The following is a 15,667-nucleotide window of genomic DNA, read 5'->3' on the forward strand; positions in this document are numbered from 1 at the left end:
CCGTCAGGCGTCCGGCGCGAGCGCCTGAATCGTCGCCATCGCCATCTCCCCGGCGGCCTGCCGCGGGACCGTGATGATAGGCAGGTCGACGAACCCGTCCTGTAGTTCGGCCAGTCGCTCACGCGCCTGTTCGGTCGTCCCCGCGACCCCGAGCGCGTCCACCATCTCGTCGGTCACCGCGGCCTTCGCCTCGTCTCGGTCGCCCGCCTGCCACCGATCCGCGACCGTCCCGGCTTGGTCGGGGAACCGCTGGGCGACGGCTTTCCGGTAGCCCTCGCCGTTCCCGACGTAGTAGGCGACGTGGCCCCGGATCGCGTCACGGGCCGCGTCGGGGTCGTCGTCGCTGACGGCCGAGGGCACGTACGGTGCGACCGTGATCTGTCTGGCGTCCCGCCCCGCCTCGGCCGCGGTCTCCTCGATGTCCTCGAAGGCCTCGGGCAGGTCCGGAAAGGGGACGTTGTGCGGAATCCAGCCGTCGGCCAGCCGCGCGACCACCCGCCGGTTGGCCGGGCCGAGCGCCGCGTGATAGACCGGCACGTCCCGTCCCAGCGGCTCGAAGTCCTCGACCTGGAACAGCTTGCCGTCGTAGGAGACGGTGCCGTCGTCGGTCGAGAGGTAGCGCTGGGCGATGGCGATGGTCTCGTGAGCCCGGCGAACCGGATTCTCGAACTCCATTCCGTGGAGGTCTTCGATGGCTTTGGCGGTGCTGACGCCGGTGCCGAGGACCATCCGGCCGTCGGCGTAGCGGTCGACGGTCGCGGCGGCCATCGCGAGGACGGCCGGCGAGCGCGAGAACACGTTTGCGATGGCGGTGCCCAGCTGGACGTCCTCGGTGGCCTCGGCGACCGCCGAGAGCTGGACGAACGCGTCGCTCCCCCAGAGTTCGGGCATCCAGACGGAGCCAAAGCCCAGCTGTTCGGCGGTGGTCGCGACACCGGTCGGGTCCATCACGTCGGCAGGCGGCAAGAGCAGGCCCGGTTGCATGGTCTCCGCAATCGCCGCCCCGGCACAAAAAGCTCCCTCCGGAGTCTTCCGGCCGCTACTCGATCACGCCGTCCTCGCGGAGCGAGGCGAGCCGGTCGGCGTCGTAGCCCGCGGCTTCGAGCACGTCGTCGGTGTGTTCGCCGTGACCGGGCGGGGAACCGGCGACGCCCTCCGGTTCCGCCGTGGACTGGGCGGGGAACGCGGCCCGGGGGACGGTTCCGGAGTGGTCGATCAGGTCACGAGCGTCCGCGGCCTCGCTGTCGAGCGCCTCGGCGGGCGTCCGGACGGGCGCGACCATCGCCTCGGTGTCTCCCAACTGGGCCTCCCACTCGTCGCGCGTCCGCTCCGCGAACAGCGCTTCGAGTTCCTCGCGCACGGCCTCGCGCTCGGCCGGGTCGTCGGTCATGTGCGCGTCCGCGAGGTCCTCGCGTCCGACTGCCTCGCAGAAGGCGTCCCAGAACTTGGGTTCGAGCGCCGCGAGCGTGACGTAGTTCCCGTCGGCGGTCTCGTAAGTGTCGTACCACGGCAGGGCGCCGGAGAGTTCCGTGTCGCCCGGGCGTGGATCGCCGCCGGTCAGCGCGTCGTGGGCGACGGCCTGGGAGAACGAGGCCACCACGTCGGTCATGGCCACGTCGACGTACTCCCCGCCGGTGTTGCCCAATTCGCGGGAGAGTAGCGCGCCGACCGTGCTGAACGCGGCGAAGAGGCCACCGGCCATGTCGCCGACGGGATAGCCGGGCATCTGTGGCTTGCTGTCTTCGCCCTCGCGGGTCATGTCCAGCAGGCCGGCCATGCCGACGTAGTTGAGGTCGTGACCCACCCGGTCGGCGTGCGGGCCGTCCTGGCCGAACCCCGACAGCGAACAGTAGATCACGTCGTCGTTGACCGCGCGGACGGCCTCGTAGTCGACGCCCAGGCGCTCGACGACGCCGGGGCGGAACTGCTCGAACACCACGTCGGCCTCTGCGGCCAGGTCGAGGAAGGCCTCGCGACCGCGGTCGCTCTTGAGATCGAGGGCGACGCTTCGTTTCCCGCGGTTGACCGCGTCGAAGATGGCGCCGACGCCCGCGTCGGTGTACGGTGGAAGGATTCGCGCGTAGTCGCCAGCGTCCGTATCTTCGACCTTGACCACGTCCGCGCCGGCGTCGGCGAGCAGCTGCGTCGCGTAGGGGCCGGGCAACAGTCGCGAGAGGTCGAGGACGCGTACTCCGTCGAGTCGCATACCCTTCTTCCCGAGGCCACGAACATAAGCCCCCGTCCCGGCGACGACTGAGCCGACCGACGTGGGACAGCGGGGATCGGTCGGGAAAGGTGGACTTACGATCCGGCGAGTGACGCGTCGCTCGCGAGCGCCGTGCAACGGTCGGGCGGCTTTATTCGCTGGTTCGGGGTACGGGGTCGGTGTGCTGTGGCGGTCCACAGCGACCGGGGGTCTACATGCACACACGAGTCCAGCGCACTGAGAGACGTACAGACCGGGGAGGTGCCCGATGAAGACGAACCTGGCCGGCGCCATAGCGGCGGTCTTCCTGCTCGGTCTCGTCGGCGTCCTCGCGGTCGGCGGGCCCACACTGCTCGACTCGGTGACCGACGACGTCGGCGATGGGGCGGACAGGGCCGGTCCGGCGGCGATGCAGGCGTACGACGAGGAACTGGAGGGTCTGTCCGCAGCCGGTCGTCAGAACGGTGATCCGGGCGCACTCACACAGGAACAGACGACAGCCGCCCGGGAGGGCGCTCGGGCGGGCGCGGGACTGGCACAGGAGCAGGGTGCCGACGTGAACCAGCGACAGCTCGACGCGGCGGCGACGGCCGCGGAGCGCGCGACGAGTCAGATGCAGGGGGCTTCGGCCGAGGAGATCCGGGCGGCCGCGAAAGGCGCGAGCCACGGCGCGCTCGTCCAGCGTCAGAACGTCGAGATCGACCAACTGCAGGCAGTCGTCTACGGCGGGACGCTTGGTGCGCTGAGCCAGTCCCAGAACGCCGAGGTCACACAGCTCCAGTCCGCGGCGAAGGGTGCGAGCCACGGCGCGCTCGCACAACGACAGAACGTGACGGTCGAGCAACGGCAGTTCGCCGCCGCCGGTGGCGCGGCCGGCGCGGTCGAGGCGGCCGTCCAGAAACAGCGCACCAGCGTCAGTCAGATCCAGGAGGCGGCCCAGGGCGGTGCCTACGGTGCCTTGCTCCAGTCACAGGAGATCGCCGTCGAGCAGGTCCAGGCCGCGGCCTTCGGGAGCGCGGGCGGCGCGATCACCGACGACGACGCCGATCCGAAGAAGGTTCAGGACGGCGCTATCGGCGGCGCGAAGGGTGCGCTCGTCCAGAGCCAGCGGGCCGACGTCACCCAGATTCAGGCGGCGGCCCGCGGCGGGTCGAGCGGCGCCCTGATCCAGCGCCAGCGGGCCGACGTCACCCAGATTCAGCAGGCCGCGGCCGGCGGCGCGGAGGGAGCCATCGCCCAGCACCAACGGGCTTCGATCCGACAGATCCAGGCCGCCGCGTCGGGGGCCGCACGCGGCACGCTGGTCCAGGTGCAGGTCGTCAACGTCGTCCAGATCCAGCAGGCCGCCGCGGGAGCGGCCGCCGGGGCGACCGCGGCCGCGGTCCAGAACCAGGTGACGGACGTCGAGCAGATCCAGGCCGCCGCCGCGGGCGCGGGTGCAGGCGCGACCGTACAGGTCCAGACCGTCAACGTCGTCCAGATCCAGGCGATCACGCAGGGCGCGGCCGCCGGCGCGCTCAGTCAGGCCCAGACGGCGAGCGCGGACCAGATCCAGGCCGCGGCCAGCGGGGCCTGCAGCGGGGCGATCGAGCGTAGCCAGCGCCAGGACGTCGAGATCGAGCAGATCCAGGAAGTCGCCGTGGCGGCCGCCGCGTCCACGGCCGAGGAGGCCGCACAGCAGGGTGTCACCGACACCGACGAGATCGAGTCGAACGCGCAGTCGGCCGCGAGCGCCGACGAAGAGACAGACGAGGAAGCTGAGTTCGAGAGCGTTACCGTCACGCAGGCGGGCTCGGCCGTGACCATCGAGAACCCCAACGACGTGACGGTCGTGGTGACGCTGGTCACCGAGGGGGGTGAGAGTCTGCTGACGGACGTGCCTGCGGACGGGCGCGTGACCGACACCCTCGATCCCGGCGAGTACGACGTGACGGCAGAGACCGAGGCCGGCGACCCCGTTCCCGTGAACGATCGGGACGAGGCACGGATCGAGATAGCGGAGACACCCACCGAGACTGCCACACCGACCGAGACACCGACGGAGACAGAAACTCAGACCGCTACGCCGACGGCGGAAGCGACCCAGACCGAAACTCCCTCACCGACCGAAGAGGCTACGCCGACGGCACCGGAGACTGAGACGGAGACGGAAACGCCAACCGAAGACGTACCGCCGGGCGACACCGAGACTGTGGAGCCGACCGAAACCCAGACGCCCGGCGAGGAGGAGCCATCGCCCGACGAGACGCCCACCGAGACCGAAGCCACCGAACCACCGATCACCGACGAACCGGTCGAGACACCGACGGAGCCACCAGTCGAGAGGGAGACCGAACCGCCGGTGGAAACGGAATCGCCAGCGACGGACCAGCCTCCCGAGACGGACACCGAGCGACCAGTCACCGAGGAACCGATCACGGACGAACCCATCACCGAACCTCCCGTTACCGAGGAACCGATCACGGACGAACCGGTTACGCAGCCGCCACCGATCACCGAGGTCCCACTGACCGAGCCGCCACTTACCGAACCCCCCGTGACAGACGAACCCGTTCCCGAACCGCCGGCGACGCCGGGCACGACGGTTCCGGCACCGGGGACGCCCGGGACGCCCGACGGCGGCGGCCTGGGAGTTGCGCTGACCGGTCTCGTCGCTTCAACCAGCCTGGCCGTCCTCGCCGTACGGCGGCGCTGATCGGTCCGGCCCCCACCTCCTCGGCTCGGCGGGACGAGCCCGACCGCTCGGAGCGGTGGTTTCATAGCAATGGCGCGCGTTCCCTTGCGCCATGGCAACAGAAAACAAGAAACGGTCGGTCAGTTTCGACACTGGCGAGGAGACACGACTGATCCTCGACAGCCTCGACGAGTTCATGGAGCAGGAGGTCGAGCCAGTCAGGGACGAACTGGGCGAGACGTGGGAGAACCCACGACTGCGCCACGAGGACGACGGGCGACTGGTCCCGGAAGTCGTCGACGCCATCGAGACCATCCGAAAGAAGAGCGCCGACGCGGGCTACTACGCGATGAACCTCCCCGAAGACGTAGGCGGGGAGGACGTCTCGAACGTCACCTGGTACCGGGCGAAGAAACACGTCGCGAGCCACGGCGTCGGGTTGACCGAGTACGTCCTCGCGGGGCCGGAAGGGCCCAAGCCGCTTCTGATGCAGGCCGAAGGTGACCAGGTCGAGAAGTACCTGGAGCCGGCCGTCGCGGGCGAGGTGTCCACGGCCTTCGCCCAGACCGAGCCCGGCCAGGGATCGGACTCGCCGAACATGGACACCCACGCCGAGAAGGACGGCGACGAGTGGGTCCTCAACGGACAGAAGCAGTGGATCACGAACGCGCCCTACGCCGACTTCGTGCAGGTGTTCGCGCGAACGACGCCACAGGAGGAGGCCGGCCGCTACGGCGGGATCACCTGCTTCATCGTGGAGGCCGACGAGTTCGAGCTCGGGTCGATGAACAACGCCGTCGGACTCGAGGGGATGCAGGCCGAGTTGCTGTTCGACGACGTGCGACTCGGGGAGGACCGCGTCCTCGGACAGCCCGACACCGCCTTCTACAACGCCATGGACTTCCTCTCGCTGGGCCGGCTGGAACTCGGCGCGGAGGCGGTCGGCTACGCCGAACACCTCATCGAGAAAGGCGTCGAGTACGCCAACGACCGGGAGGCCTTCGGGCGCCCCATCGGGAAGTTTCAGGGTATCTCACACAAACTCGCCGAGGGTAGAGCGCGCAACTACGCCGCCGACGCCGCCGGCCTGAAACTCGCCTGGGAGATGGACCGGGGCGAGCAGGCCATCGAGGAGTCCTCGATCTTCAAGTACCTCGCGACGAACGTCTACTTCGACATCGCCGACGACGTGGTGCAGGTCCACGGTGGGAACGGGCTGTCCGAGGACAACCCGTTCATGGACCACCTCCACGTCGCCCGCATCCTGCGGGTCGTCGAGGGCACCGACGAGATTCAGCTCAACACCATCGCCAAACAGCTGGGCGTGTCGTAAGCCGGCGCACTCGACCGACGACGGTCGGCAGTCCGGAGACGGCGGCGGGCCAGGCCCCTATCGATCGATGGGAACCGTCGAGTGAATTTAACACGACAGCGATCCGATCTGTACGTGTATGTACGATAGAATACTGCTCGCGACCGACGGGACAGCCGCATCGGACGACGCCGAAGCGCACGCCATCGACCTCGCGGCGGCCCACGAGGCCGTCTTGCACGCCCTGTACGTCGTCGACGAGAACGTCGTGACCGCTTACAGCGGCGACGAGTACGTCGACGAGAGTGAGGGACCGGAACACGGGCTCGAGGAACTGGGAACTGAGCGACTCGCCGCGATCCGAGAGGAGGCGAGCGACGCCGGGGTCGAGGTGGGCGACGAGATACGGCACGGCCAGCCGGCCGAGACCATCGTGGCTTACGCCGACGAGCAGGACGCAGACCTGCTCGTCCTCGGGACGAAACGTCGGCCGGAGGAGTACCGGACCCTGCTCGGGAGCGTCACCGATCGCGTCGTACGGTTGACGACCCGCCCCGCGACCGTCGTGAAGACGGAAGTGAGCGAATGACCGAACCGGACCGAAACGAGGCCGTTTCCCTGCGGGATCGGCCCTGACGACCAGTCCCCCCGCGGACACCGTCGGGCGTCCGCTGTGATCGGGTCGGCGTGGTCAGTGCCGAAACATCAGGATGCGGTCGGGTTCGTGTCGGATGCAAAACGGCGTCACCGAGGACGGGGTGAACGTGTTGTCGGTCTTCTCGGAGATGAACAACTGCTCGAAAGGATTCCCGCAGGCGGGGCAGGCGTACTCGTTCTTGTTCGCCCAGTGGCTGGTGTCGCGGGTCTCTTTGAGGAGTTTCAGGCCGTGACGGTAGTCGTGGACGTCGAGGGGTCCGTCGCCGTCGCCCAGCGTCTCCATGGGGGAGGGCAGGTCACGGAGCGACATCAATGTCCGGAGCGGTTCGGGAGGCGTTGCCGCCTCCCCCGGCGTTAAGACGCGGGCTAGAGAACGGAATCGCATGACGCTTCTGGTCCCGTTCGACGGATCGGCGCTGTCCCGGAGGGCGCTCGAACGCGCGAGCGAATTCGCCGACTACCGCGACGAGGAAGTCGTCGCGCTGACGATCATCCCCGACGACGAGGAGTTCGCCCGCGAGCGCGACTGGATCGACGAGGACGGCACCTACGACCAGGCGGCCGTCTGTGACGAGTTCGAGGGCACCGTCCAGGAAGTCGCACCGAACGCGACTTACCGGTGTGAACACCCCGACACGAGCGACTCGATGACTGCGACAGTCATCGACGACATCACACGGACCATCAGACACGTCGCCGACGACGTGGACGCATCCATCGTGTTCATCGGCAGTGAGAACGCCGGCCGCGTCTCGACTCCGGTCACCAGCGTCGGCAGTCCCGTCTCGGAAGACCCCCGGTACGACGTACACATCGTCCGCCATTCCGACTGAGGCCCGCACCCGACTCCCCGGTCACGCCGTTCCCGGGAACGCGGATTGCCCGGGCACTCCCACCGAGCCCTCGCGCACTTCGATCGCGATCGGGAGGACTTATAACTGGCCGATGATTTCGTGAAGAAAACTGAACCACGATGGGTTCGTTGAATCAGGTGCGGTTCGCTCCCAATCCCGAACCGGTTTTCCCCCTCCCTCTTTCCGCTCCCCCTCCTCGGAACGTGGCCGAGTGACGACGCCTCGCGGTAGGTCTGTCCGTGACCGAAACCACTAGCCCCTGGCTCCCCTACGGACGGACATGACTGCTGTCCTCGACCGGTTGGCCCAGCAGGACGGGTGGCACGTCGAGAACGCCGCGGCGCGCGTTCACTACGACGGCGGCACCGACCGTTACAGCATCGAGTACTACGAACCGAGCGACTGTGTGGTCTACTGGAAGGTCTCGCCCGACGGGGACATCGCCGTTCCGGTCGGTCGTGACACGGTTCCGACGCCGCTTCGCGAGCGGATTCGCCAGGATCTTGCCGCGGCCGACATCGACCCCGAGATCGAACGACGGTCCCTCTGAGTCACGTGGAGGGCTGCTCGCCGTCGTAGGCCTCACGGTTCCGACGGGTATCGTCCGTTCCGGCGTCCGCGACCGCCGCTTCGACGGCCGACTGACTCGCGCCCGGCGGTGGTTCGACGACCGCGTCGATCACGGCCGTCGGCGTTCCGGTCTCGGTGTCGTCCGGTTCGCCTCCAGCGTCGCTCCCCGACTCCCGTTCGTCACGCAACTCGTCCCAGAGCCGGTCGATTTCGGCGGCCAGTCCGGCCGCTCGTGCCTCGAAACCCGAACCCTCTCGTTCACGGTCCCCAGCCGATTCGGCAGGCATCGGTATGTGAATTGGACCCACACATGGATAAATCTACAGTCAAATACGGTGATTTATACGGTAACCCGAGCGAAAACCGATCTCGCGAGGCGGAGATTTTAATCCCGCAGGCGGCCAGGCAATGGTATGAGCGTGGACCAGTCGGACGTACGAGCGGTCGCCGGGGCGATCCGCGACGCTGAGACGGTCGTCGCGCTGACCGGAGCCGGCGTCAGCACCGCGTCGGGCATCCCGGACTTCCGCGGTGAGGACGGCATCTGGGAGCGCCACGATCCGATGGACTTCCACATCGACCGGTTCCGGTCCGACCCCGGGGGGTTCTGGGACGACCGCGTGAAACTCCTGGCAGCGGCGTTCGACGACGGCAACGTCGCACCCAACGCCGCCCACGAGGCACTGGCGGAACTCGAATCGGCGGGCTACCTCGACACCGTCGTCACCCAGAACATCGACGGGCTCCACCAGGACGCCGGCTCCGAGGGCGTGATCGAGATCCACGGCTCGGCCGCGCGGGTGGTCTGTCGGGACTGTAGTCGGCGGTTCGACGCCGAACCGGCGATGGAGCGGGCCCGGGACGGCGACCTCCCACCGACCTGTGACGACTGCGACGGCACGCTCAAGCCCGACACCGTGCTGTTCGGGGAGCAGTTGCCCGAACACGCGCTGATGCAGTCACAGGCGAAAGCCGAGAACGCGGACGTGTTCCTGGCCGTCGGCTCGTCGCTGACCGTCCAGCCGGCCGCCTCGCTCCCGCGGGTCGCCGCCGAGCGGGGGGCGACGCTCGTGTTGGTGAACCTCGAATCCACGCCCGTCTCCGAGCGGGCCGACTACGATCTCCGGGCGGACGTGACCGAGGCGCTCCCGCGACTGCGGCAGGCGGTCAAGGAGTGAGGGCGGTCGGCGACCGGGCCCGCGTAGCATACTCACCCCCACGCTTTTGATGTGACCGGGCGTGGGTTCCGTCGCTATGGAGTACGAAGTACTCGACACCGAGGACGTACCGGTCACCGACCTGTCGGAGGTCGAGGGCGTGCCGCCGGATCTGGACATCCGTCCCGTCGGACGGACGATGGGCCTCGACAACCTCCACGTGACGCTGTGGCATTTCGAGCCCGGCGAGGAGATCCAGTATCACGCGCACAGCGAGCAGGAAGAACTCTACTACGTGATCGAGGGCGAGTTCTCGCTGAAGCTCGGTCGCTCCGGCGAGGAGGAGACGATGGAGGTCGGCCCGGGCGCGTTCTGGGCGGCCGGCCCGGAGATCGGGCACGGTCACCGCTACGTCGGCGACGACGAGGGCGTCATCCTCGCGGTCGGCGCGCCGGCGGTCGAAGACCCCGGCCTCGACCCGCACAGTCTCGACTGAGCCCGGTCAGGCGTAGCTCTGATCGAGGTATTCGAGGATGCGCTCGGACTCGGCCATCGTGATGCCGCGGTCCTCGTCGACGACGACGGGGACCTGGCGCTGGCCGGAGGTTCGCTTGACTTCGTTGCGTCGGGAGTGGAGCCCTTCCACCCAGACCGACTCGTAGTCGATGTCCAGTTCTTCGATCCGGTCCACGACGAGTTCGCAGTACGGACAGCCCTCCAGCCGATAGAGTGTCATCGTCATACCACCCGCTACGAGGCCGGCTGGCAAAAAACTGCGGCTCAGGGTCGTCTGTGTGGCCCCAGCCCCGGACGTTCGCCGGGGTTTTTGAGGGAGGGACTCCATGCCCGGGTATGCCACCCGCTGACGGCGACGACATCCCCGATTTCGAGGCACTGTGCTGTGACGGCGAGACGTTTCGCTCGACCCACTTCTCCGAGGCCGTAGGCGAACGCGGCGCGGTCCTGGTCTCGACCGGTTTCGTCTACAGCGCCATCGCACAGAACTGGTGGAAGCGCTTCCAGAAGTACGGCTGGGACGACTTCGACGAGGTGCCCGTCCTCGGAATCAGTCGTGACGGTCCCTACGCCCAGAACGACTTCCTCCGCTGGCTCGGTCGCCCACCCTTCCGGATGTTCGCCGACGTGAACGGCGACGTGTCGGAGGCGCTGGACCTGCTCACCGACCGCGACCACATGGCCAACGTCGCGACGCCGTGGCGGTCCGTGTTCGTCGTCGATCCCGACCTCGAAGTGCAGTTCGCCTACGTCGCCGACGAGTGGATCGGCCCGCTCCCCCACGAGGACGTGGAGGCGGCCGTGGCGGAACTCTGAGCGGAAGCCGTCAGACCGGTAGTGGTCCGAGACGCACTATCACGGACGGCACGGGGCGAATCGGCCCGTCGGGCCGGACGTGTCGAGGCAGGGATTTACGTCTTCGACCCCCCGATGTCGATTGTATGGATTCCGGAAGTGAGATGGTGATCCACATCACGAGCGGCGAGACCGGCGATTGGCGAATGGCGCTGCGTAACCTCGTGAATCTCGTACAGGACGAGACGGTGTCGACACCGCCGGGGTTGATGAAGGTCGTCGTCAACGGGCCGGCCGTCCGGTTTCTCCTGACGACGGCCCCGGAAGCTGACAAGATCGAACGAATGGCGGACGCTGGCGTGGAAATTTCCGCCTGTGGGAACTCCCTCGAACGGTTCGACCACACGGCCGAGAGCCTCGCCGATGGAGTCACGACCGTTCCGTCCGGCGTCGCGGAAGTCACTCGTGCCCAGAAACGGGGCGCGACGTATCTGAAACTGCCGTAGCCACCGAAGGCGGGTTCGTTCGTGATAATGGGGGTGCCGACGAATCCGGCGGTCAGTCCGCGCTGGCTTCCTCGCCGTAGATCGCTTCGACCTTGTGGAAGAAGTGATCGCGGATGTTCCGGCGTTTGAGCTTCATCGAGGAGGTGAGCATGTCGTTTTCGGGCGTCCACTCGACGTGGACCAGTTCGAACTGCTTGATCGTCTCGTGTTTCTCGAACTGCTCGTTGACCTCGTCGACGGCCTCCTGGACCCACTCGTGGACGCGCTCGTCGTCACACACGTCGTCTGGGTCCTCGGGCAGGTCGATCCCCTCCTCGTCGGCCCAGCGGCGGATAGTCTCGAAGTTCGGGACGATCAGCGCGCTGATGAACTTCTGCTCGTCGCCCATCACCATCACCTGGTCGACGCGCTCGCTGGTCGCGAAGGCATCCTCGATGGGGCCGGGCGCGACGTTTTTCCCGGTCGAGAGCACGAGCAACTGTTTCAGCCGGTCGTGATAGACCAGATAGCCGTCCTCGGTTTGCTCGATGATGTCGCCGGTCCGGAACCACTCGTCGTCGTCCTCGTCGTCGTCGGGCAGGGTGGTGAACGCGTCCTCGGTCTCCTCGGGCTTGTTCCAGTAGCCCTGCGTGACGTTGGGCCCACGCAACAGGAGTTCACCGATCTCGCCGTCGGCTTTCTCCTTCCGGTCAGGGCCGATCACGGAGTCGTCGAGGTACGTCTCCATCCCGGCCATCGGCGGGCCGAGGGTCCCGGGTCGCGGGTCCTCGGCGGGGTTGGTCGAGACGACCGGCGAGGTCTCGGTGAGGCCGTAGCCCTCGAAGATCTCCAGCCCCATCCCGCGGAACAGTTCCGCGAGGTCCTTGTTGAGGCTCCCGCCGCCGCTGACGAAGAAGTCGATGTTGCCCCCCAGCTGATCTTTGACCTGCTGGAAGACCAGCTTGTTCGCGACGTAGTACTCCAGTTTGAGCCGCCGGCCGGGGTTCTCGGTCCGACCGTACTCCTTCCCGATCTCCAGCGCGCGCTGGAAGATCTTCTCCTTGAGATCGGAGGAAGCAGCCTGTTCGCGCATGGCGTCGAAGACCCGCTCGTACACCCGCGGGACGCTCGTGGCCGTCGACGGCTGGACGGCGCTCATGTCTTCCTGCACGGTGTCGGGACTCTCGGCGTAGGCGACGGTCGCGCCGGCACCGAACATCGAGAAGTGGCCGGCAGTCCGCTCGAAGACGTGCGCGAGCGGGAGGAACGAGAGCGTCTTCACGTCGGAGTCCATTACCGGGGTGTCCTCGTCTTTGTCCGGTCGCGGACCGAACCGTTTGCGGATCTGCGTGACGTTGGCCCGGAAGTTCGCGTGGGTCAACTGGACGCCCTTCGGCTTGCCCGTGGTCCCCGAGGTGTAGATGAGGCTGGCGAGGTCGTCGGGCGACTGCTCGTCGAGCCAGGACTGGTAGGCCGACTCGTCGAAGGCCTCGCGGCCGAGTTCGTGGACCTCACCGAGAGTGTAGATGTCGTCGTTGTTGTCGTAGATGTCGACGCCGTCGATGATGACGATGAACTCCACGTCGGTGTCCGCCTGCACGTCCAGCACCCGGGCGAGCAGTTCCTCGTTCTCGACGACGACGCCCGTGGCCTCGGGATCGTTCAGCAGATAGCGGACCTGTCGGGGCGAGGACTCCGTGTAGATGGTCGTCACGACGCCGCCGGCGGCCAGCAGGGCGAAGTCGGTCTGGGCCCACTCCATCCGCGTGTTCGAGAACAGTCCCACGCGCTCGCCGTGATCCACGCCGAGTTCCCGAAAGCCAGCCGCCAGGTTGCGGACGATGTCGGCCATCCGGTCGTAGGTCAACAGCCCCCACTCCCCTTCGGCGGGGTCGGGAACCACGTCCTCGGTCAACGACCGGTCGTAGACGCCACCCTTGTACTGCTGGGCCGGCAGGTCCGCGTGCCGCTCGGCGCTGGCCTCGAACAACTGAGGAACCGTCCCCGATCCTGTCACTTCGTCGGTGTACTCACGCTCCAGTTGCAACAACTCCTCCGTTGTGGTCATTGGCGTGACCCACGCAGTCCCACACAATAATACGTTCGGGAATTACTCGCTCACCCCTGATACAAGGTTACCTATACGAACTTTACAGCGAGGGGTCGATATCGGCGTCGGTGAACTCGCGGTCGCAGTCGTCACACCGGTAGGTTCCGATGGCGACTTTCCGGAGCGTACGGGTGCGACCACAGGACGGACAGGCGATATCGACGAGCAGCGTCACACTCACGCGTCGTCGCCCTCGAACATTAGCGTGCCGGGGGACTGTAGCACGGTTCGGACACCCGCCGTTTGAAATAAACGGTTTGAACGGTCGCGGCAGTTTATGCCGGTATACGGTCGAACTGTGATATGCCGCATTCCAGGCGTGTTCTCGTCGCTGCGTCGGACGGGCAGGCGGCGACGTACCAGGAGTGGCTCGACGACTGGTCGAGCGAGGTGGTCGAGAGCGACGCGGAGTTACTGTCGACGGTGACGCCAGACGTGGCCGCGATCGTGGTCGAGACGGAGGTCGCGAGCGACGGCGTGGAACGGTTGTTCGACGAGTTAGTCGCGCGGGCCGTCGACCGTCCGGTGATCGTCGTCGGTGACGACGCACCGAACGCCGACGGAATCGGACTTCGGTTCACCGAGTACCTGGTTCGACCGCTGGACCCGGAACCGTTCAGAGAGGCCGTCGCGACGGCGGCGTCGATGTCCGACGAGGCCGTCCGAAAGCAGACGTACCTCTCGCTGGCGGCCAGCCAGGCCGCGCTGGAACTGGAGCTGACGCCGACCGAACGATCCGGCCACGACGTGTACGACCGGCACGTGGAACGGCTCGACCAGCTCCGTGACCGGTCCGAAGCCGCACTCGACGAGCTGGACGAACGGCTGTCCGGCCACCCCTCCTGATTCCGACCGCTGGATTTTTGCCCCGCTCGGGCGCGTCCTGAGGCATGCGCCGTCTTCCAGTTCCGCTGCTTCCAGCCTGGCTGCGGTGGCTCGGTGTGGCCGCCGTCGCCGGGTTCGTCTTCGTCAATTCGGTGCTGGTCGCGCCACCCCCGGACCCGGTCATCCCGGGCAAGTTCGACTTCGTTCCGCTCGACAAGTGGCGTCACTTCCTCGCCTACGCGGCCATCGCCTACGCGCTGGCGTACGCCCTGGCGGACTCGGAGCGGCAGCGTACCGAGCTCGCCGTCGGCGTGTTCTGCGTGGCGATGCTGTACGGGATCGGGATCGAACTCTGTCAGTGGACGATCCCGAACCGGTTTTTCAGCGTCGAAGACGCCTACGCGAACGCCATCGGTGCCGGGCTGGTGGTCGTCTGGTACGCGATCGAGCCGTACCTGCAACTCCGCCCGCTCTCGTCGTTTGTGCAGGCGAGCGAGACCGACGCCTGATCACTTCCGAGTCGCCGCCTCCAGACCGCCGGGAATCCACGCCAGCGAGTCGAAATCGACGGCGCCGGGCTCGCAGTGCTCGACGACCAGTCCGTCGCCGTCGCTGGCGACGACCAGTACGTCGGCTTCGTCGTCGACTGCCGCAGGGGCGGGACCGACCGTTGGCCCGGCCGGCCCCGAACCGCCTGCGGGCCGCGCGAGGACGACCTGCTCGTCGTCCCGGAACAGGACGGCGTCGTCGAGCGACCAGGGGAGGACGGCAGCCAAACGCCCGAGCCGCTCCGCCAGCGCCTCGAACCCGCCCTCGACCGACGACCGCTCCGCGCCCGCGTCGCGCTCGTCATCGTTCCCGGGTGAGAATACCATGCACGCTCTAGGTGGAGCCCCGTTGTAAGCGCGTTGGCCAGTTCGAGCGTCGAGTCCCCCCCCCCCCCGGCGACGTTCCTCTCCGGGCCCGAACAGGTTGCGGCCGGGTTTTACGGATACAGAGCCCATCCTAGTTCGCGCATGTCAGACGTTGGCGATCAGGCACCGGACTTCACCGTCCCGCTCGCCCACGACGGCGATCCCGAACCGTTCACGCTGTCGGACCACCTCGACGAGGCCCCTATCGTGCTGGCCTTCTTCCCCGGCGCGTTCACCCCGCCGTGCCAGGAGGAGATGAGCCAGTTCCAGGACGACATCGACAACTACCGCGACATGGGTGCGACGCTGTACGGCGTCAGCGTCGACTCGCCGTTCGCCCAGAAGGCGTTCCGCGAGGAGCACGGCTTCGAGTTCCACATGCTCAGCGACTCGAACAAGGAAGTCATCGAGGACTACGGCGTCGAGATCGACTTCGCGGACATGGGCTACTACGGACTGGCCCAGCGCGCTGTCTTCGTCGTCAACGGCGACGGCGAGATCACCTACAAGTGGGTCGCAGACGACCCCCACACCCAGCCAGACTTCGAGGCCGTCCAGGAGGCAGTCGAGGCCGCGGGCTGACCGTTCGGCT

The 15,667-nt window shown here is 67.4% G+C and carries 20 protein-coding genes; 12 read left to right on the plus strand and 8 right to left on the minus strand.

Features of this window, described 5'->3' with window-relative positions; translation table 11 throughout:
* Positions 1–3: 3 nt before the first annotated feature.
* Both EAF64_RS10325 and EAF64_RS10330 read right to left on the minus strand, forming a co-directional pair.
* Positions 4–984 carry an LLM class flavin-dependent oxidoreductase gene (locus EAF64_RS10325; protein WP_129068902.1) on the minus strand — a complete coding sequence of 327 codons (981 nt, stop codon included), beginning with the start codon at positions 982–984 and terminating at the stop codon, positions 4–6.
* A 55-nt stretch (positions 985–1,039) separates the two neighbouring features.
* Positions 1,040–2,206: a CaiB/BaiF CoA transferase family protein gene (locus EAF64_RS10330; protein ID WP_129068903.1), complete on the minus strand. Its 1,167-nt coding sequence runs from the start codon at positions 2,204–2,206 to the stop codon at positions 1,040–1,042.
* Between the two features lie 268 nt (positions 2,207–2,474).
* Here EAF64_RS10330 and EAF64_RS10335 point away from each other — a divergent pair, with 268 nt between their 5' ends.
* The 3 genes from EAF64_RS10335 (at position 2,475) to EAF64_RS10345 (ending at position 6,781) form a co-directional block, all read left to right on the plus strand.
* Positions 2,475–4,901, plus strand: a complete 2,427-nt coding sequence (locus EAF64_RS10335; RefSeq protein ID WP_129068904.1) for a hypothetical protein — start codon at positions 2,475–2,477, stop codon at positions 4,899–4,901.
* Positions 4,902–4,992: 91 nt separating this feature from the next.
* Positions 4,993–6,213 (plus strand): acyl-CoA dehydrogenase family protein, encoded by a 1,221-nt coding sequence (locus tag EAF64_RS10340; protein WP_129068905.1) that lies wholly within the window; start codon positions 4,993–4,995, stop codon positions 6,211–6,213.
* 118 nt (positions 6,214–6,331) lie between these two features.
* Entirely contained in the window at positions 6,332–6,781 is a 450-nt protein-coding gene (locus tag EAF64_RS10345; RefSeq protein WP_129068906.1) for a universal stress protein, read from the plus strand.
* A 102-nt stretch (positions 6,782–6,883) separates the two neighbouring features.
* On the opposite strand, the gene EAF64_RS10350 is transcribed toward EAF64_RS10345, so the two are convergent.
* A complete protein-coding gene (locus EAF64_RS10350; protein ID WP_129068907.1) occupies positions 6,884–7,132 on the minus strand; it encodes a DUF7385 family protein in 249 nt (82 codons plus the stop codon).
* 100 nt (positions 7,133–7,232) lie between these two features.
* Between EAF64_RS10350 and EAF64_RS10355 the strand changes: the two genes are divergently transcribed.
* Positions 7,233–7,682 carry a universal stress protein gene (locus EAF64_RS10355; protein WP_129068908.1) on the plus strand — a complete coding sequence of 150 codons (450 nt, stop codon included), beginning with the start codon at positions 7,233–7,235 and terminating at the stop codon, positions 7,680–7,682.
* Between the two features lie 301 nt (positions 7,683–7,983).
* Entirely contained in the window at positions 7,984–8,253 is a 270-nt protein-coding gene (locus tag EAF64_RS10360; protein ID WP_129068909.1) for a DUF7538 family protein, read from the plus strand.
* Between the two features lies 1 nt (position 8,254).
* On the opposite strand, the gene EAF64_RS10365 is transcribed toward EAF64_RS10360, so the two are convergent.
* Complete coding sequence (locus EAF64_RS10365) at positions 8,255–8,560, minus strand: hypothetical protein (protein ID WP_129068910.1); 306 nt, start codon at positions 8,558–8,560, stop codon at positions 8,255–8,257.
* A gap of 126 nt (positions 8,561–8,686) precedes the next feature.
* On the opposite strand from EAF64_RS10365, the gene EAF64_RS10370 reads away from it, so the two are divergent.
* The gene (locus EAF64_RS10370; RefSeq protein WP_129068911.1) at positions 8,687–9,451 is read left to right on the plus strand and encodes an SIR2 family NAD-dependent protein deacylase; all 765 of its coding nucleotides are present in this window, start codon (positions 8,687–8,689) and stop codon (positions 9,449–9,451) included.
* A 76-nt stretch (positions 9,452–9,527) separates the two neighbouring features.
* Positions 9,528–9,926 (plus strand): cupin domain-containing protein, encoded by a 399-nt coding sequence (locus EAF64_RS10375; RefSeq protein ID WP_129068912.1) that lies wholly within the window; start codon positions 9,528–9,530, stop codon positions 9,924–9,926.
* A 6-nt stretch (positions 9,927–9,932) separates the two neighbouring features.
* On the opposite strand, the gene EAF64_RS10380 is transcribed toward EAF64_RS10375, so the two are convergent.
* Positions 9,933–10,172 (minus strand): glutathione S-transferase N-terminal domain-containing protein, encoded by a 240-nt coding sequence (locus EAF64_RS10380; protein WP_129068913.1) that lies wholly within the window; start codon positions 10,170–10,172, stop codon positions 9,933–9,935.
* Positions 10,173–10,282: 110 nt separating this feature from the next.
* Between EAF64_RS10380 and EAF64_RS10385 the strand changes: the two genes are divergently transcribed.
* Both EAF64_RS10385 and EAF64_RS10390 read left to right on the plus strand, forming a co-directional pair.
* Positions 10,283–10,762 (plus strand): redoxin domain-containing protein, encoded by a 480-nt coding sequence (locus EAF64_RS10385; protein WP_129068914.1) that lies wholly within the window; start codon positions 10,283–10,285, stop codon positions 10,760–10,762.
* A gap of 125 nt (positions 10,763–10,887) precedes the next feature.
* Entirely contained in the window at positions 10,888–11,247 is a 360-nt protein-coding gene (locus EAF64_RS10390; RefSeq protein ID WP_129068915.1) for a DsrE family protein, read from the plus strand.
* Positions 11,248–11,299: 52 nt separating this feature from the next.
* Here EAF64_RS10390 and EAF64_RS10395 read toward each other — a convergent pair whose 3' ends face one another.
* Positions 11,300–13,294: an AMP-dependent synthetase/ligase gene (locus tag EAF64_RS10395; RefSeq protein ID WP_129068916.1), complete on the minus strand. Its 1,995-nt coding sequence runs from the start codon at positions 13,292–13,294 to the stop codon at positions 11,300–11,302.
* A gap of 82 nt (positions 13,295–13,376) precedes the next feature.
* Positions 13,377–13,511 (minus strand): hypothetical protein, encoded by a 135-nt coding sequence (locus tag EAF64_RS21620; RefSeq protein WP_267899432.1) that lies wholly within the window; start codon positions 13,509–13,511, stop codon positions 13,377–13,379.
* Positions 13,512–13,639: 128 nt separating this feature from the next.
* Here EAF64_RS21620 and EAF64_RS10400 point away from each other — a divergent pair, with 128 nt between their 5' ends.
* Both EAF64_RS10400 and EAF64_RS10405 read left to right on the plus strand, forming a co-directional pair.
* The gene (locus tag EAF64_RS10400) at positions 13,640–14,182 is read left to right on the plus strand and encodes a HalX domain-containing protein (RefSeq protein ID WP_129068917.1); all 543 of its coding nucleotides are present in this window, start codon (positions 13,640–13,642) and stop codon (positions 14,180–14,182) included.
* A 44-nt stretch (positions 14,183–14,226) separates the two neighbouring features.
* Positions 14,227–14,670 (plus strand): VanZ family protein, encoded by a 444-nt coding sequence (locus EAF64_RS10405; RefSeq protein ID WP_129068918.1) that lies wholly within the window; start codon positions 14,227–14,229, stop codon positions 14,668–14,670.
* Here EAF64_RS10405 and EAF64_RS10410 read toward each other — a convergent pair whose 3' ends face one another.
* Positions 14,671–15,036 carry a hypothetical protein gene (locus EAF64_RS10410; protein WP_129068919.1) on the minus strand — a complete coding sequence of 122 codons (366 nt, stop codon included), beginning with the start codon at positions 15,034–15,036 and terminating at the stop codon, positions 14,671–14,673.
* Positions 15,037–15,177: 141 nt separating this feature from the next.
* Between EAF64_RS10410 and EAF64_RS10415 the strand changes: the two genes are divergently transcribed.
* A complete protein-coding gene (locus tag EAF64_RS10415) occupies positions 15,178–15,657 on the plus strand; it encodes a redoxin domain-containing protein (RefSeq protein ID WP_129068920.1) in 480 nt (159 codons plus the stop codon).
* Positions 15,658–15,667 lie beyond the last annotated feature (10 nt).

Origin of the sequence: Halorientalis pallida (assembly GCF_004118325.1) — an archaeon.
GTDB classification, from domain to species: Archaea; Halobacteriota; Halobacteria; order Halobacteriales; family Haloarculaceae; genus Halorientalis; species Halorientalis pallida.

Bases quoted from the DNA above. Each gene is read 5' to 3' on its own strand.
- EAF64_RS10325 (WP_129068902.1), bottom strand. From the start codon at position 984: ATGCAACCGGGCCTGCTCTTGCCGCCTGCCGACGTGATGGACCCGACC.
- EAF64_RS10330 (WP_129068903.1), bottom strand. From the start codon at position 2,206: ATGCGACTCGACGGAGTACGCGTCCTCGACCTCTCGCGACTGTTGCCC.
- EAF64_RS10335 (WP_129068904.1), top strand. From the start codon at position 2,475: ATGAAGACGAACCTGGCCGGCGCCATAGCGGCGGTCTTCCTGCTCGGT.
- EAF64_RS10340 (WP_129068905.1), top strand. From the start codon at position 4,993: ATGGCAACAGAAAACAAGAAACGGTCGGTCAGTTTCGACACTGGCGAG.
- EAF64_RS10345 (WP_129068906.1), top strand. From the start codon at position 6,332: ATGTACGATAGAATACTGCTCGCGACCGACGGGACAGCCGCATCGGAC.
- EAF64_RS10350 (WP_129068907.1), bottom strand. From the start codon at position 7,132: ATGGAGACGCTGGGCGACGGCGACGGACCCCTCGACGTCCACGACTAC.
- EAF64_RS10355 (WP_129068908.1), top strand. From the start codon at position 7,233: ATGACGCTTCTGGTCCCGTTCGACGGATCGGCGCTGTCCCGGAGGGCG.
- EAF64_RS10360 (WP_129068909.1), top strand. From the start codon at position 7,984: ATGACTGCTGTCCTCGACCGGTTGGCCCAGCAGGACGGGTGGCACGTC.
- EAF64_RS10365 (WP_129068910.1), bottom strand. From the start codon at position 8,560: ATGCCTGCCGAATCGGCTGGGGACCGTGAACGAGAGGGTTCGGGTTTC.
- EAF64_RS10370 (WP_129068911.1), top strand. From the start codon at position 8,687: ATGAGCGTGGACCAGTCGGACGTACGAGCGGTCGCCGGGGCGATCCGC.
- EAF64_RS10375 (WP_129068912.1), top strand. From the start codon at position 9,528: ATGGAGTACGAAGTACTCGACACCGAGGACGTACCGGTCACCGACCTG.
- EAF64_RS10380 (WP_129068913.1), bottom strand. From the start codon at position 10,172: ATGACGATGACACTCTATCGGCTGGAGGGCTGTCCGTACTGCGAACTC.
- EAF64_RS10385 (WP_129068914.1), top strand. From the start codon at position 10,283: ATGCCACCCGCTGACGGCGACGACATCCCCGATTTCGAGGCACTGTGC.
- EAF64_RS10390 (WP_129068915.1), top strand. From the start codon at position 10,888: ATGGATTCCGGAAGTGAGATGGTGATCCACATCACGAGCGGCGAGACC.
- EAF64_RS10395 (WP_129068916.1), bottom strand. From the start codon at position 13,294: ATGACCACAACGGAGGAGTTGTTGCAACTGGAGCGTGAGTACACCGAC.
- EAF64_RS10400 (WP_129068917.1), top strand. From the start codon at position 13,640: ATGCCGCATTCCAGGCGTGTTCTCGTCGCTGCGTCGGACGGGCAGGCG.
- EAF64_RS10405 (WP_129068918.1), top strand. From the start codon at position 14,227: ATGCGCCGTCTTCCAGTTCCGCTGCTTCCAGCCTGGCTGCGGTGGCTC.
- EAF64_RS10410 (WP_129068919.1), bottom strand. From the start codon at position 15,036: ATGGTATTCTCACCCGGGAACGATGACGAGCGCGACGCGGGCGCGGAG.
- EAF64_RS10415 (WP_129068920.1), top strand. From the start codon at position 15,178: ATGTCAGACGTTGGCGATCAGGCACCGGACTTCACCGTCCCGCTCGCC.